This is a genomic window from Pseudomonas aeruginosa (assembly GCF_001457615.1).
Taxonomy (GTDB): Bacteria; Pseudomonadota; Gammaproteobacteria; order Pseudomonadales; family Pseudomonadaceae; genus Pseudomonas; species Pseudomonas aeruginosa.
Genome location: NZ_LN831024.1, coordinates 5,288,882 through 5,305,000, shown reverse-complemented (window position 1 = coordinate 5,305,000; position 16,119 = coordinate 5,288,882). Strand labels below are relative to the sequence as shown.

Here is a 16,119-nt window from a genome sequence, read left to right as displayed (position 1 = left end):
TACAAGCAGTGGGAGCCTACTTGTTAGGTGACTGCGTACCTTTTGTATAATGGGTCAGCGACTTATATTCAGTGGCAAGCTTAACCGTATAGGGTAGGCGTAGCGAAAGCGAGTCTTAATAGGGCGTTTAGTCGCTGGGTATAGACCCGAAACCGGGCGATCTATCCATGAGCAGGTTGAAGGTTAGGTAACACTGACTGGAGGACCGAACCCACTCCCGTTGAAAAGGTAGGGGATGACTTGTGGATCGGAGTGAAAGGCTAATCAAGCTCGGAGATAGCTGGTTCTCCTCGAAAGCTATTTAGGTAGCGCCTCATGTATCACTCTGGGGGGTAGAGCACTGTTTCGGCTAGGGGGTCATCCCGACTTACCAAACCGATGCAAACTCCGAATACCCAGAAGTGCCGAGCATGGGAGACACACGGCGGGTGCTAACGTCCGTCGTGAAAAGGGAAACAACCCAGACCGCCAGCTAAGGTCCCAAAGTTGTGGTTAAGTGGTAAACGATGTGGGAAGGCTTAGACAGCTAGGAGGTTGGCTTAGAAGCAGCCATCCTTTAAAGAAAGCGTAATAGCTCACTAGTCGAGTCGGCCTGCGCGGAAGATGTAACGGGGCTCAAACCACACACCGAAGCTGCGGGTGTCACGTAAGTGACGCGGTAGAGGAGCGTTCTGTAAGCCTGTGAAGGTGAGTTGAGAAGCTTGCTGGAGGTATCAGAAGTGCGAATGCTGACATGAGTAACGACAATGGGTGTGAAAAACACCCACGCCGAAAGACCAAGGGTTCCTGCGCAACGTTAATCGACGCAGGGTTAGTCGGTTCCTAAGGCGAGGCTGAAAAGCGTAGTCGATGGGAAACAGGTTAATATTCCTGTACTTCTGGTTACTGCGATGGAGGGACGGAGAAGGCTAGGCCAGCTTGGCGTTGGTTGTCCAAGTTTAAGGTGGTAGGCTGAAATCTTAGGTAAATCCGGGGTTTCAAGGCCGAGAGCTGATGACGAGTCGTCTTTTAGATGACGAAGTGGTTGATGCCATGCTTCCAAGAAAAGCTTCTAAGCTTCAGGTAACCAGGAACCGTACCCCAAACCGACACAGGTGGTCGGGTAGAGAATACCAAGGCGCTTGAGAGAACTCGGGTGAAGGAACTAGGCAAAATGGCACCGTAACTTCGGGAGAAGGTGCGCCGGCTAGGGTGAAGGATTTACTCCGTAAGCTCTGGCTGGTCGAAGATACCAGGCCGCTGCGACTGTTTATTAAAAACACAGCACTCTGCAAACACGAAAGTGGACGTATAGGGTGTGACGCCTGCCCGGTGCCGGAAGGTTAATTGATGGGGTTAGCGCAAGCGAAGCTCTTGATCGAAGCCCCGGTAAACGGCGGCCGTAACTATAACGGTCCTAAGGTAGCGAAATTCCTTGTCGGGTAAGTTCCGACCTGCACGAATGGCGTAACGATGGCGGCGCTGTCTCCACCCGAGACTCAGTGAAATTGAAATCGCTGTGAAGATGCAGTGTATCCGCGGCTAGACGGAAAGACCCCGTGAACCTTTACTGTAGCTTTGCACTGGACTTTGAGCCTGCTTGTGTAGGATAGGTGGGAGGCTTTGAAGCGTGGACGCCAGTTCGCGTGGAGCCATCCTTGAAATACCACCCTGGCATGCTTGAGGTTCTAACTCTGGTCCGTGATCCGGATCGAGGACAGTGTATGGTGGGCAGTTTGACTGGGGCGGTCTCCTCCTAAAGAGTAACGGAGGAGTACGAAGGTGCGCTCAGACCGGTCGGAAATCGGTCGCAGAGTATAAAGGCAAAAGCGCGCTTGACTGCGAGACAGACACGTCGAGCAGGTACGAAAGTAGGTCTTAGTGATCCGGTGGTTCTGTATGGAAGGGCCATCGCTCAACGGATAAAAGGTACTCCGGGGATAACAGGCTGATACCGCCCAAGAGTTCATATCGACGGCGGTGTTTGGCACCTCGATGTCGGCTCATCACATCCTGGGGCTGAAGCCGGTCCCAAGGGTATGGCTGTTCGCCATTTAAAGTGGTACGCGAGCTGGGTTTAGAACGTCGTGAGACAGTTCGGTCCCTATCTGCCGTGGACGTTTGAGATTTGAGAGGGGCTGCTCCTAGTACGAGAGGACCGGAGTGGACGAACCTCTGGTGTTCCGGTTGTCACGCCAGTGGCATTGCCGGGTAGCTATGTTCGGAAAAGATAACCGCTGAAAGCATCTAAGCGGGAAACTTGCCTCAAGATGAGATCTCACTGGGAACTTGATTCCCCTGAAGGGCCGTCGAAGACTACGACGTTGATAGGCTGGGTGTGTAAGCGTTGTGAGGCGTTGAGCTAACCAGTACTAATTGCCCGTGAGGCTTGACCATATAACACCCAAACAATCTGATGATTGTGTGTTGTAAGGTGAAGTCGACGAACCGAAAGTTCGCATGAACCGCAAACACCTTGAAATCACATACCTGAATCCGGATAGACGTAAGCCCAAGCGAACGGATATCCAACCGAATTGCTTGACGATCATAGAGCGTTGGAACCACCTGATCCCTTCCCGAACTCAGAAGTGAAACGACGCATCGCCGATGGTAGTGTGGGGTCTCCCCATGTGAGAGTAGGTCATCGTCAAGCTCCTATTCCAAAACCCCTGGTCAGCGATGACCGGGGGTTTTGCTTTTGCGCGCGGAAAAGTGGCAAGCCAGCAGCGCTGCGGACGGTAATCGAAAAACTTCGAGAGCTGCCGGGCGGCGTACTTCCGAGGGCATGGGAGACGCGATTTGCACTGTGCGCTCGTCTACAATAGCCGACAAATCCAGCCGAGCTCATTCATGTCCGATACCGATGTCCGTGGCCTGCAGGATCTTCCCCTGGAAGAACTGGTTGCTTGCCATGAGTGTGATCTGTTGATGCGCCGGGAACCCCTGGGACCGGGCGAGAAAGCCAATTGTCCGCGCTGCGGTTTCGAGTTGGCCGCGCATCGCCATCAATGGAAACGCCGTTGCTTCGCGCTGGTTCTGACGGCGCTATTCCTCTATATCCCAGCCAATTTCCTGCCGATCATGAATCTCAGCCTGCTCGGCCAGACCCGCAGCGATACGGTCTGGACGGGAGTGCTCGGTCTTTACGACAGTGGCATGCAAGGCGTCGCCATCCTGGTATTCCTGTGCAGCATGGTGATCCCGTTGGTCAAGTTGCTCTGCCAGTTGCTGGTGATGATCAGCGTGCGTTTCGGTATCGCCCGTCACATCGGCATGCTGCTCTACCGCGGCTATCACCATCTGCGCGAGTGGGGGATGCTCGAGGTCTACCTCATGGGCATCCTGGTTTCCATCGTCAAGCTGATCGACATGGCCGACCTCAGCCTGGGCGTCGGCCTGGCCTGTTTCGTGGCGCTGCTGTTCACCCAGGTCTGGCTGGAGGTCACCATGTCGCCGCACCAGGTATGGGAAGCGCTGGGCGGCGAGGACGACGATGCGCGCGCTTGATGCCGGAATTCTGGTGTGCGGCGAGTGCCACCAGTTGAATCGCGCCGACGGGGACGAGCATCCGCGTTGCAGTCGCTGCGGTGCGGTTCTGCACGCCCGGCGCCCAAACAGCCTCACGCGCACCTGGGCGTTGCTGATCACCGCGGCGATCCTCTACATACCCGCCAACCTGTTGCCGATCATGACGGTCAACCTCTTCGGCAGCGGAATGCCCGCCACCATCATGGAGGGCGTGGTCGAACTGGTGCATGCCGACATGTTCCCCATCGCCATGGTGGTGTTCGTCGCCAGTATCCTGGTTCCTACTTTCAAACTGGTGGGCATCGCCCTGCTGCTCTATTCGGTGCAGCGGCACCAGCCGATGTCGGCCCGCCAGCGTATCCTGATGTATCGCTTCATCGAATGGATCGGGCGCTGGTCGATGCTCGATATCTTCGTCATCGCCATCCTCGTGGCGCTGGTGAATTTCGGCAACCTGGCGAGCATCGAGGCCAACCTCGGCGCCGCCGCCTTCGCCAGCGTGGTGGTGCTCACCATGCTCGCCGCCGTGACGTTCGACCCCCGGCTGATCTGGGACAACACCAATCTGGATGACGAGAATGAGTGATCTGCCAAGTCCGAAGAAACACAAGACCTCGAACTGGTCGGCGATCTGGGTACTGCCGCTGGTGGCCCTGGCCATCGGTGCCTGGCTGGCGTGGCGTGCCTTCGACCAGGCTGGCGTGGACATCCAGGTTCGCTTCGAGAGCGGCGACGGGATCCAGGCCAACAAGACCGAGGTGCTGTACAAGGGCATCTCGGTGGGCAAGGTGACCGACCTGCATGTCAGCAAGGACATCAAGGGCGTGGTCGCGACCATCGAGATCAAGAAGGAAGCCCAGGAGTACCTGAGCAAGGACACCCGCTTCTGGCTGGTCAAGCCGCGGGTTTCCCTGGCTGGCGTCACCGGCCTGGAAACCCTGGTCTCCGGCGTCTACATCGCGGTCGATCCGGTGAAGGGCGAGAAGGAAGAACGCTACTTCACCGCGTTGAAGGAGCCGCCACCCCTTTCCGACAAGCTGCCCGGCCTGCACCTGACCCTCAAGGCCGATCGCCTGGGCTCCCTGGAGCAGGGCAGCCCGGTGTTCTACCGGCAGATCCAGGTCGGCCAGGTGAAGAGCTTCCAGTTAGGCGATGACCAGAGGACCATCGAGATCAAGGTGCACATCGAGCCGGCCTACGCCGACCTGGTGCGCAAGCACACGCGATTCTGGAACGCCAGCGGCATCTCCATTTCCGGCGGCCTGTCCGGCTTCAAGGTGCACAGCGAGTCGCTGCTGACCCTGGTCGCCGGCGGTATCGCCTTCTCTACCCCGGAGAACCGCACCGACAGCCCGCCGACCGATCCGAGCAAGCCGTTCCGCCTGTACGACGACTACGACGCGGCCCAGGCCGGTTTGCGCGTGAAGCTGAAGATGAACGACGTCAGTGGTATCGATCCAGGGCGCACCCCGGTGATGTTCAACGGCGTGCAGGTCGGCCTGGTCAAGTCGATCGACATGGGCAAGGACTACAGCAGCGCCACTGCCGACCTGGCGATGGATCCGCGGGTCGAGGACATGCTGCTGGAAGGCACCGAATTCTGGACCGTCAAGCCAAGCATCTCCCTGGCCGGCATCACCGGCCTCGAGGCCCTGGTGAAAGGTAACTACATCGATGTGCGCTTCGCCAAGAGCGGCGCGCCGAGTCGCGAGTTCACCATCCGCCCGAAAGCGCCGCCGCTGAACACCGACGCGCCCGGCCTGCACCTGGTGCTGACCAGCGACAAGCTCGGCTCGATCGACATCGGCGCGCCGATCCTCTACCGCCAGGTCCGCGTCGGCAGCGTGCAGAGCTACCAGCTATCGCGCGACCGCCAGCGAGTGGTGGTGGGTGTGCACATCGAGCCGGAGTACGCGCACCTGGTGAATACCTCGACGCGCTTCTGGAACTCCAGCGGGATCACCCTGACCGGCAACCTCAGCGGCGTGCAGGTGAAGAGCGAGTCGCTGCAGACCCTGATCACCGGCGGGATTTCCTTCGACACCCTCGATCCGAAGGCGCCGACCGTGACCAAGGTGCGGCGCTTCACCCTCTTCGACAGCGAGGAGGCGGCGATGGCCCGTGGCGTGGAGATCCAGCTGAGCATCGACAATGCCGACGGCCTGCGCGAAGGCACGCCGATCCGCTTCAAGGGCCTGGACATCGGCAAGATCGAAAGCATCGAGCTGAACCCGGACCTCTCCGGGGTACTGATGAAGGCCCGCCTGACTTCCGCCGGCGAGCGCGTCGCCCGCAGCGGAACCCGCTTCTGGGTGGTGCGTCCGGCGCTCGGCCTGCTGCGTACCGAGAACCTCGGAACCCTGGTCAGCGGCCCCTATATCGAGGCGCTGCCGTCGAGCACGCCGGGCGAGCGCCAGGCACGCTTCCAGACTCTCGCCGAAGCGCCCAACCTGCTGGGTCGGGAAAGCGGCCTGCGGCTGACCCTCAGTGCGCCGCGCAAGGGCTCGATCAAGCCGGGCAACCTGGTGACCTACCGGCAGATCCCGGTGGGCAAGGTCGTCGACCTGGCCTTGGGCGAACAGGCCGACCGGGTGCTGATCAGCATCTTCATCGAACCGCGCTACGTACCGCTGGTGCGTACCGGCAGCCGTTTCTGGAATGCCAGCGGCTTCGGCGTCGACGCCAGCCTGTTCAAGGGCCTGTCGCTACGCACCGAGTCGATGGAGGCGCTGATGGAGGGCGGCATTGCCTTCGCCACCCCGAACAATGCGCAGATGGGCGAGCCCGCCAAGCCGGGGCAGACCTTCGCCCTGTTCGATTCGGCCAATGACGAATGGTTGGAGTGGGCGCCGAAGATTCCTCTGAAGGAAACCGCCCGCCGCTGATTGTCGGATCGGCAAAAAGAAACGCCGCTTACCTGGGTAAGCGGCGTTTTCGTTCATGCATGCATGCTGGGGAGTGGGTGTCAGTGAGTGCTGAGATGCGCCCGGGTGGTCAGCAGGTACACCGGCAAGCCGGAGATCAGGATCAGCAGCGCGGCGTAGGGTGCGGCGGCAGCGTACTCCAGGTTGGCGGTGTGCACCCAGACCGAGGTGGCCAGGGTCGACAGCCCGGTGGGACCTAGCACCAGGGTGGCGGTCAGTTCCTTCATGGTGTCGAGGAACACCAGCACGAAGCCGGCGCCGATGGCCGGCGAGATGATCGGCAGGGTGATCCGCAGGAAGGCCATCAATGGCGTCTGGCCGAGAGTGCGGGCGGCTTCCTCCAACTGCGGCGAGGCCTTTTCCAGGGCCACGCGGATCGGTGCCTGGGTCAGCGGCATGAACAGCAGGGCATAGGCGACCAGCAGCAAGCCGGTGGTCTGGTAGGTGGCTGGCAGGTAGTGCAGCGAGAAGTACACCAGCGAGAGGGCGATCACCAGTCCCGGCAACGCTTGCAGCAGGTACGGCAGGCGCTGGGTCCAGCGCGCCAGGGCGCCGGGGTAGCGCACCACCAGGATGCTTACGGGCAGCGCCAGCAGGCAACTGAGCAGGGCCCCGCCGAAGGCCAGCGACAGGGAGGAAAGCAGGGTCGAGGCGATTTCCATCAGCGGGAAGCTGGCCGAGGAGCCTTCGTACAGCCAATAACCGAGCATCACCAGGGGGATACCGGTACCGACCAGCACCAGCGTCGCCAGCAGCGCCTGGAGCGGCCACTTGCCGAACCCCAGGCGGACTCGTTCGGCCCGCCGCGCGCTGCCCTGGCCGGTGCGTACCAGGCGGCCGCGGCCGCGCATGCGCAACTCCAGCCAGAGCAGCAGGAAGCACAGTGCCAGGAGTACCGAGGAGAGCATCGCCGCGGTGGCGTTGCTGAACTCCAGTTCGAACTCCTGGTAGATGGCTGTGGTGAAGGTCTGGTAGCGCAGGATCGACAGCGCGCCGAACTCCACCAGCATGTGCAGCGCCACCAGTAGCCCGGTGGCGGCCAGGGTCGGGCGCAGCAGCGGCAGGGTGACCCGCAGGAACACCTGGCGCCGCGACAGACCGAGCATCCGCGCCGACTCCTCCAGGGAAGGATCGATGCCGCGCAGGGTCGCCGCTACCGGCAGGTAGACCAGCGGATACTTGGACATGGTCATGACCAGGATGGCGCCGCCGAGGCCTTCGTACATCGGGCTCAGCGAAACCCAGGTGAAACTGCTGACGAAGGCGGGGATGGCGAACGGCAGGCACAGCACCACGTTCCAGAAGCGCCGTGCCGGCAGGTCGCTGCGCTCGACGCACCAGGCCAGGGCCAGGCCGAGCAGGGCGCTGAGCAGGGTCACGCCGAACATCAGCCACAGGGTGTTGCCCAGCAAGCGGAATACGTAGGGGCGCCAGAGCAGTTGCCAGGCGCTGTGCCAGCCGGCGTCCCAGGCCTTGGCCGCGACGTAGAGCAGCGGCAGGCTGGCCAGCAGGGCGAGGAGCAGGACCGGCAGGAACAGCCAGAATGGCGTTCGCCGGCGCGAGCCCGTGCGCAGGCGCACGGGCGTGGAGGCGGCGCCGATCAATTCAGGCCAACGTCGCGTTCGAGGCTGAGGGCCTCGCTGGCCTCACCCAGGTCGGCCGGGGTCAGTTTCGGTGGGTCCAGTTCGGCGAACGGCTTCAGCGCCGGATCGGCCTGCATCCCCTTGCGCATCGGGTACTCGGCGGACTGGCTGAGGATCGCCTTCTGGCCTTCCTCGCTGAGCATGAAGGCGACGAACTGCTGGGCTTCCCTGGGGTGCTTGCTGGACTTGAGCACTGCGGCGCCGGAGACGGTGACCAGCGCGCCCGGGTCCTGGTTGCCGAAGTAGTGCAGGCGCGAGTTCAACTCGCCCTTTTCCTTCTTCAGGGTGTACCAGTAGTAGTTGTTGATCAGCGCCATGTCGACCTCGCCGTTCTCCACGGCTTTCATGGCGGTGACGTTGTTGGTGTAGATCGAGCCGAAGGCCTTCAGGCCGGTCAGCCAATCCTCGGCTTCCTCCTGGCCCTTGAGCTTGATCACTGCGGCGACCTGTTCGAGGAAGGCGCCACTGGTGGGCACGAAGCCGAAACGGCCGGACCAGGACGGATCGGAAAGATCCATCAGGCTCTTCGGCAGATCCTTCTCGTCGATCTTCTTCGGGTTGTAGGCCAGTACCCGGGTGCGGGCGGTGATGCCGATCCAGTCGCCGTTGCCGCCGGCGTGCTCCGGCTCGACCAGGGCCAGGGTCTCTGGCTCCAGCTTGGCCAGCAGGCCGGCGCTGGCCAGGCGGATCAACGGTGGCGACTCCTCGGTGTAGAGCACGTCGGCCGGCGAGCGCGCGCCTTCCTCGGTGATCTGGCTGGCGAGCTGGCCATCGCCGCCCTTGCGGATCTTCACCTGGATGCCGGTCTTGTCCTGGAAGGCCTTGGCGATGGCGATACCGGTGGCGGCGTGCTGGCCATTGTAGAGGGTAAGGGTGACGGGATCGGCCGCCGCATTGAGGGAAAGCGAACCGAGCAGGCACGCCAGGGCGGCGTGGCGGAAACGGTTGAGAAGTCGAACAGGCATGGATTCTCCCCGTGGGTTACAAATGCGAATGTAACCAATTATATCTTCGCGGGAGCCTCGGGCCTATCGGAAAAGTCCACGGCCCTGTCAGGCAGGGCCGTGGCAGACGCTTCACGCCGGTTCGCCGGCTTCCTCCGGCTCGCTGGCTGCGCGGGTTTCGCCGCTGGCGGCGGCATCCCGGCGACGGATGTATTTCCAGTCCGCTTCGTCGATATAGATGCCGTTCGGGCCGCTACCGCCTTCCAGGTCGATCGCCACGTGTGCGGAAACCTGCGGCTTCACGCTCGCCAGGATCGGCACGAAGCCCAGTTGCAGGCTGGTCTCCAGCAGCGCGGCCTGGTTGCGCTCGTCGATGTCCGCCGCCTCGTCCAGGTAGTAGGGCAGGCGCACGCGCCCGGCCTGCTCGCGGTCCATCAGGTGCAGCAACAGGTACATGTTGGTCAGCGCCTTGATGGTCATGGTGGTGCCGTTGGAGGCGGCGCCGTCGATGTCGGTGTGCATGATCGGCTGGCCGTTGACCTTGGTGATCTCGAAGGCCAGTTCGAACAGGTCCTTCAGGCCCAGCTGGTTGTGGTTGGCGGCGACCAGGCGGGCCAGGTATTCCTTGGCCTCCTCGTTCTTCGCGTCCTGCTCGGCGCTCTGGGTCAGGTCGAACACCGAGAGGTTCTCGCCTTCCTCGTACTGGCCGGCGCTGTGGATGATCTGGTCGATGTGCTTGAGCGCATCCTTGTTCGGCGCGAGGACGATGCGGAAGCTCTGCAGGTTGGAAACCTGGCGCTTGTTGATCTCGCGGTTGAACAGGGCCAACTGGTGTTCCAGGTTGTCGTAGTCGCTGCGGATGTTGCGCAGGGTCCGGGCGATGTCGGTGACCGCCGCGCGGCGCGCCTTGGCCAGCGTCAGGGCCTCGTCCTGGCGATGCGCGTAGGCGTTGATCAACAGCTTCAGGCGGCGCTCGGTGTCGTCTTCGCTATCGAACTTGGCGACGCCCTTCAGGCGCACCTGGGCGTACAGCGCCTCGATCTGCCCGTCGATGCGCTGCAGCGCCTGCCAGGTGTCCTGGTAGTCGTTGAGCAGCGGCAGCAGGTTGTCCAGCGAGTCGTCCACCGGCTCCATGAACGGCGTGCCGAAGGGCAGGTCGGCCGGCAGTAGCTGGCGGCGGCGCAGGGCATCTTCCAGGGTGCGCTCCTTGGCCTCCAGGTCGCCCAGTTGCCGGGCCACCAGTTGCAGGCGCGCGGAGAGTTGCTGGACGCGCTCGGCGAAGGCGTCGCTGGAGCGCTTGAGTTCGTCCTGGGACGCCTCCAGCTGGGCCAGTTCGGCGAGCTTCTCGGGCTCCTCGGCGGTCAGCGTCTGGGTGCGGCGGAAGTCTTCCAGGGCCTTCTGCGCATCCAGCACGTCCTGGTACAGCTTCTCTGCCTGGGCCTTGCTCGCGGCGCGGTCGGCGGCGACGCTCTGCTGGGTCTTGAGCTGCTTCAGCTCCTTCTCCAGGCGCTCCTTCTGGTCGCGCAGGGCGGCGCGGTCGGCCAGGGCCTGCAACGCCGGCGGTTCGATGTGCGACAGGTCGATGCTCAGGCCAGGGGCTTCGAAATGCTCGCCCTTGAAGTGGTCGAGGATGGCTTCGACGCTCTTCACCCAGACGTCGCCGTCATCCAGGTTCACCCCGTTCTCGCCGAGCGGCAGGCTGAACAGCGCGCCGTTGAACAGACGCATCAGGCGTTCCACGTCCTGCTGGCTGAACTCCTCGCGCAGGCGTGCGTAGCTGTTGTTGTCGGCGTGTTCGAGCTGCTGGCGGACGTTCTTCAGGCGTTTTTCCAGGTCGCGCAGGCGCTCTTCCAGGTCTTCGCTGGAGAACTGCCGCGAATGGGCCAGGGCGCCGGCCAGTTCGTCGTGGGCATCCTTGGCGGCGAGCAACTGCTGTTCGAGGACCTTGGCGTCGTCGACCAGGGCGAAGCGGGTCTTGAGTACCGACAGCTCGCCGAGCCAGCGCTGGATGCCGGCGATTTCGCGCTCCAGGCGCATCAGCTCCTGGGTGCCGCCGCGCTGTTCGTTCTGCAGGCCGTCCTGCTCGGCGCGGTATTGCTCGTGCTGGATCAGCAGTTCCTCGCGGCGCGCCCCGGCGTAGTCGTGCCAGGTGCCGAGCAGGCTGTCGAGCAGCGGCGAAAGGCGGTGCATCTTGCCGCGCAGTACGTCGCGCTGGGTCACGCCGTTGGCCAGGGCTTCCACCAGCGGGCCGGCGGCGACCAGCGCCTGGTAGTCCTGCTCCATCCGCCGCACGTCGCGGAAGGCCTCCTCGCAGGCGGCGATGTAGTCGACATTACCCGAGCGCAGGCTGTGCTCGAAGGCGTCGAGGAACAGCTGCTTGAGCTTGGCCGCGGTGATCTCGCGCATGTGCAGCAGGTTGATGAACAGCGAGCGGAAGGTCTTCAGGCTCTGCTCGCTGGTGGAGCGCAGCGGGATCATGGTCAGGTCGAGCGGGATCGACGTGTGCCCGCCGACCAGCAGGCGGCGCAGCTCTTCCGGCTTCACCTCGTAGGCCTTGATGCCTTCGCGCTCAAGGTTGGCGAACAGCTCGCGCTGGCGCAGGCAGGTACCGTTCTTCTGGTAGTGGTCCAGGCTCAGCTCGCCGGCGTAGGCGAAGAACTGGTGGCCGAAGCCGCCGCCCGGGCCGCGCCCGGCCACGCCGATCACGTGCGGACCGTGGGGCAGCATCAGTTCGAGGAGGATGTAGCTGGTGTCCGAGGCGAAGTAGAAGCGCCGCGACTGCTCCATGCTGTACTTGCCGAAGCTCATGTCCGACAGGCGGGCAAGGATCGGGAACTGCAGGGCGTTGATCGAGGCGCTCTTGCCCAGGTTGTTGGCGCCATAGATCGACAGCGGGTTTTCCAGCGGGAAGATACCCAGGCTGTAGCCGGCGGTATTGAGCAGGGCGAAGCGGCGGATGCCGTAGCGGGTCTGGCTCATGCGTCAGCCTCCTGTTGCGCGTGTTCTTCGGCGATGGCGCGGGCGAGGGCGTCTTCCTCGCTCTCTTCGGACAATTCTTCGTCGCTGGCCATCAGCGGTTCGATCTCGCCGTCATCGACCAGCACCGGCGTCTGCAACGGCAGGTCGGCGTGCAGGCTGGCGGACAGGTTGCGGTCCTGCTGCACCGACAGGCAGACGTCTAGGAAACGGTGCATCGGCGGCATGAAGCGGTACACGCCGCTGTCCTCGGAGGCGAAGCCGAGCTGGGTCAGGCGGCGCATGACCTTCTCTTCCAGTTCTTCCTGGGTCTGCACCTCGGCCTGGAGGAACAGGTCGCGGTATTTCTCCAGCAGCGGCGGCAGCTCTTCGCGGCCGATGCTGCCGCCGTCCAGCACGGACAGCGGGTCGCGGCCCTGGTCGGCGAGGTGTTCGACGAGGATGAAGGTGAACAGCGCCAGGCGTTGGGCGGTCTTGTTCACCTGGGCGCCGACCTGCTCCGGGACGAAGTAGTAGAAGCCGCGGGTGTCGCAGACCAGCTCGAAGCCCATGGCGCGGAACAGGCCGCGGTACTGGTCCTGGTGCGAGGACAGCTGGGTGTACAGCTCGGGGTCGCGGTGGCTGATGTGGTAGCCCTTGAACAGCTCGCGGAAGATCGGCGCGAGCTGGGTCAGTTCGGAGAGATCAAGATGCATGGGTTTCGCTCGCGGAAAGGGTGTCTGCGTCCCTGGCCTGGCCCTTGTCCTTGGCGGCGGGGTTCAGGGCGAAGGAGCAGAGGCTGACGCAATGTTCGGTGGTTTCGTACTCGCGGCGTTGCAGGCGTTCGCGCTGGAAGCGCGCGTCGCGCGACAGCCGGGAGAACCAGTAGAGCAACTCGTCGGTGGCGCCGTCCGGTTCCTGGGCCAGCAGCCATTGCATGAGGTCCGGCAGCGGCAGCGCCGCCTGGCAGCGCTCGATCATTTCCCGCGCGGTCCGCGGTGGTCGCGTCGGCCCGTTGCTCTTGCGCGTGCCGCTGGACTTGGGGAACTGCGCCGGCTTCGGCTCGAAGCGGGCGAGGGCGAAGACGTAGCTCTCGACCTGCGAGGCGGTGCCGAGGAAGGTGCTCTGCGGCCGGGTGAATAGCGGCATCGCCGCCTGCGGCACGGCATCCAGGCCCTTGCGCCGGATCGCCGCCAGCGCCAGGGCGGCGCCACGGGTCACCGCGTTGTGCCGGCGCGCTTCCTCGCGCAGCGGCAGCAATAATTCGCGGGCGCGGCGCAAGGTCAGCTGGGCGTTGGTCTGCATCTCGAGGATGCGCGCGTGGGTGCGCAGCACCAGGTCGTCGTCGACCAGGTGGCCGAGGCGCTGCTGTTCGCCGAGCAGGCGCAGCAGGACCTGTTCGACCCGCCGCACGCCCTGCTCGAAGGCGCCGTCGGCGCTGACCAGTTGGATCATCGGCTCGACGTACTCGTCCCAGGTCGCCAGGACCTCCGCGTAGCGCTGCGCCAGGGGAATCTGCCGGTCGCTGGTCTTGGCCCGCTCGGCCACGCCGATCAGTGCCTGCTCGTCATTGCCGAGCTTCTTCAGTACATCGCGCACGCGCATGTCGAGCAGTCGCAGCTGGCGCGCCAGGTCCTGGCTGTCGCGGGTCTCGAAGGCGTCCTGGATGTACCCGGCGAGGCGCTCCAGATGGCGCAGGTAGGCCTCGATCTCCAGGCACAGACCAAGGCGATGCTCGTGGCGCAGGTAGGCGAGGAAGTCGTGGATCTGCGCGTTCAGCTCGAAACGGTTGGGGCTCTTGGCCACCGGGACCAGGATATCCAGGCGGATCCACTGGTCGAGCAGGGCGGTGATTTCCGCCGGGTTGCTTTCCGGTAACTGGGTGTTCAACTGGCTGCGCAGTTCCGCCAGGCTCAGGGTGCCGGCATCGAAGCGCTCGCAGAGAGGCTCGAGCAGGGCCCAGTGTTCGGCAAGCGCACGCAGTACGCGTCGGGGGTCGATCATCGGGAGGGCCGGTCCGTGGAAAAAGCGCCGATTGTACTGCAAAGGCACGGGCGACGCAGACGCCGCCGATGAGTGCGATGCAGGCCGTCGACACGTCTGCGGCGCAGGTACGGGCCCGGTATCGGTGGATGGCATCTGGCTATCACCGAAGTGTCGAAAAGCGGCAGTTTATGACTGCGTAAGGACTTTCCTGCCCCGCCTGGTCCGGGGAATGGGGCTTCCAGGGGCTGGCACGCTTTCTGCTGAAGTCCCCTGGCCTGTCTATTCCAAATGAATGCCGACTCTTGAACGACGCCGCCTACGCCGAGGCCCGCTGGGCCGAACTGCAGAACCAGGGTGACCTTGCCTGGGACCTGGATGCCATCACCAACCGCAGCGAGGCGATCGCCTTCCTCAAACGTTTCGAGAACCGCCTGTGCATCTACTCGGCCTATGTCGAGAAGCTCTACAGCAACTACAGCTTCGTGATTCCCGAGAGCGACCATGGCGGCATCACCATCCTGCCCAGCGAGCAGGCCTGGCACGACACCTTCCACGATATCCCGCTGGCCGCGGTGGAGCCCACCGGGATCCATATCCTGCCGGGCGAGACCATGGGCTATCGCGGGCTCTACCTGAAGATTCCCGGCGAGCACCGCCTGGTGGCGTCGAAGGAATTGCCGTTCCAGGAAGGGTTGAAACTGCTGATCCAGCGTTACCAGGCTCACGACGACGTGTTCCTGCCGATCCTGGTCAAGGGCGACCTGCGCGAGTACGAAGCGCGCATGCCCTCGCTACACCTGCACCGGATCAACCCCGCCCGCCTCAGCGCACACTCCCTGCTCAGCCTCAACGCCATCAAGGGCGCCATCGCCGACCATCTGATCGGCCTGTTCCGCCAGCAGTGAAAGGCTGACGTTACCCCCGTGTGACGATGGGTAACATCCATCCTGGCCGAGCGACCGCTCATCCGCTGCAGCGAGCGCGGCGACCGCGTCGTTCGCCGGTTTTTCTCGACTATGGGTCGGCCCCGATTCGCCCGGGGCTTTCTATAGTGACTACAGGTCGCAGTGTCTCTGCCGTCGGCCACGAGAAGAACAAGAGGTGAGCCCATGTCCCGTCGTCTGCCCTTCCTGCTGCGTTGCGCGCTGTTCTGCGGCGCCGGTCTGCTGGCTGCCACCGCCCAGGCGAGGATGGAGTCGCTGGACGACGACCAGCTTTCCGACGTGGTCGGCCAGGCCTTCATCAACCTCACCACCGACGCCGCCAACGGACTGAACTTCACCCGCATCAACTTCGGCGCCGACATCGAGACCCAACTGAACATGAAGAAGCTGCAGTTGGGCCAGTACAACCGCAGCGGCGAGCTTGCCGGCAGTGCCGACATCGCCATCGACAACTTCGCCCTGGGCACGGTCAACGACACCACCGGCGCGATCAACCCGTTCCTCATCAGCAATCCCTACATCGAGTTCGCCTACGACGGCAGCAAGATGGTCGGCATCCGTATCGGTTTCGGCGAAGCCAAGGGCTACCTCTCGGGCGATATCAAGACCCTCACCGGCAACGTGCCGGTGGACCTGTACGGCACCGGCAGCCAACTGGGAGGCAGCATTTCCTGCGGCCTGCTGGCCCTCGACTGCCTGGCGGCGAAGACCGCCATCACTCTCACCGGCAGCTCTCAGTACACCGCCCAGGCAGAGCTGGTGAACAGCTCCGGCAACCCCGACCCGATCCGCGCTGCCATGATCGGCCTGAAGAACGGCACGGCCCTGGACATGCACGACAGCACCATCATCGGCAGCCTGGTGAACGTCCTGCTGCCCTTCCTGACCTCCAACGACTGCAAGCTGATGGGCGCCCAGACATGCTTCAACCTGGCCCAGTACCAGTCGTTCCCGATCGGCACCGTGGATCCGAACAACGCGCAGAACTTCATCGACTCGTCGAAAGGCTTCTTCATCTCGATGCAGAGCCAGAACGTCCAGTGGCGCGACCAGCAGGATCCCTCCAAGCTGGTCGCCGCGCTGGCCGGTGCCTTCCTCAACATGTCGCGCAACGCCGATGGAACGGCGCCGATCAAGGTCGACTTCGGTCAGGCCTTCAATGGCATTCCACGGCAGGACACCTGCCTGGGCGGCCTGAACAAGGGCTGCTGAG

Annotated in this window: 10 protein-coding genes and 2 rRNA genes (1 of these 12 running past the window's edge); 7 read left to right on the top strand and 5 right to left on the bottom strand. The window is 63.3% G+C overall.

Going from position 1 to position 16,119, the window contains the following annotated elements:
* From AT700_RS24395 to AT700_RS24375, 5 genes are all read left to right on the top strand, one after another.
* Positions 1 to 2,376: ribosomal RNA gene (locus tag AT700_RS24395) — 23S ribosomal RNA — on the top strand (it extends 515 nt beyond the left edge of the window).
* Between the two features lie 143 nt (positions 2,377 to 2,519).
* A 5S ribosomal RNA gene (gene rrf / locus AT700_RS24390) occupies positions 2,520 to 2,635 on the top strand.
* A gap of 146 nt (positions 2,636 to 2,781) precedes the next feature.
* Positions 2,782 to 3,489, top strand: coding sequence for a paraquat-inducible protein A (locus AT700_RS24385; protein ID WP_011666770.1), 708 nt, complete (start codon positions 2,782 to 2,784; stop codon positions 3,487 to 3,489).
* Positions 3,476 to 4,096 carry a paraquat-inducible protein A gene (locus tag AT700_RS24380; protein ID WP_003107436.1) on the top strand — a complete coding sequence of 207 codons (621 nt, stop codon included), beginning with the start codon at positions 3,476 to 3,478 and terminating at the stop codon, positions 4,094 to 4,096. The genes AT700_RS24385 and AT700_RS24380 overlap by 14 nt, the downstream gene beginning before the upstream one ends.
* Positions 4,089 to 6,395: a PqiB family protein gene (locus tag AT700_RS24375; RefSeq protein WP_033863017.1), complete on the top strand. Its 2,307-nt coding sequence runs from the start codon at positions 4,089 to 4,091 to the stop codon at positions 6,393 to 6,395. Before AT700_RS24380 ends, AT700_RS24375 begins: the two co-directional genes overlap by 8 nt.
* Positions 6,396 to 6,475: 80 nt before the next feature.
* On the opposite strand, the gene AT700_RS24370 is transcribed toward AT700_RS24375, so the two are convergent.
* From AT700_RS24370 to mksB, 5 genes are all read right to left on the bottom strand, one after another.
* On the bottom strand, positions 6,476 to 8,014 hold the full coding sequence (locus AT700_RS24370) for an ABC transporter permease (RefSeq protein ID WP_003121056.1): 1,539 nt from the start codon (positions 8,012 to 8,014) through the stop codon (positions 6,476 to 6,478).
* A gap of 20 nt (positions 8,015 to 8,034) precedes the next feature.
* Positions 8,035 to 9,042, bottom strand: a complete 1,008-nt coding sequence (locus tag AT700_RS24365; RefSeq protein ID WP_003095046.1) for an iron ABC transporter substrate-binding protein — start codon at positions 9,040 to 9,042, stop codon at positions 8,035 to 8,037.
* A gap of 111 nt (positions 9,043 to 9,153) precedes the next feature.
* Positions 9,154 to 12,000, bottom strand: coding sequence for an Mks condensin complex protein MksF (gene mksF / locus AT700_RS24360; RefSeq protein WP_003106141.1), 2,847 nt, complete (start codon positions 11,998 to 12,000; stop codon positions 9,154 to 9,156).
* Positions 11,997 to 12,692 carry an Mks condensin complex protein MksE gene (gene mksE / locus AT700_RS24355; RefSeq protein ID WP_003095041.1) on the bottom strand — a complete coding sequence of 232 codons (696 nt, stop codon included), beginning with the start codon at positions 12,690 to 12,692 and terminating at the stop codon, positions 11,997 to 11,999. Before mksE ends, mksF begins: the two co-directional genes overlap by 4 nt.
* Positions 12,682 to 13,980, bottom strand: a complete 1,299-nt coding sequence (gene mksB, locus AT700_RS24350) for an Mks condensin complex protein MksB (protein ID WP_003117421.1) — start codon at positions 13,978 to 13,980, stop codon at positions 12,682 to 12,684. Before mksB ends, mksE begins: the two co-directional genes overlap by 11 nt.
* 284 nt (positions 13,981 to 14,264) lie before the next feature.
* On the opposite strand from mksB, the gene AT700_RS24345 reads away from it, so the two are divergent.
* Both AT700_RS24345 and AT700_RS24340 read left to right on the top strand, forming a co-directional pair.
* On the top strand, positions 14,265 to 14,867 hold the full coding sequence (locus tag AT700_RS24345) for a hypothetical protein (RefSeq protein WP_003095035.1): 603 nt from the start codon (positions 14,265 to 14,267) through the stop codon (positions 14,865 to 14,867).
* A gap of 204 nt (positions 14,868 to 15,071) precedes the next feature.
* Complete coding sequence (locus AT700_RS24340; RefSeq protein ID WP_003106143.1) at positions 15,072 to 16,118, top strand: DUF6160 family protein; 1,047 nt, start codon at positions 15,072 to 15,074, stop codon at positions 16,116 to 16,118.
* Position 16,119 lies beyond the last annotated feature (1 nt).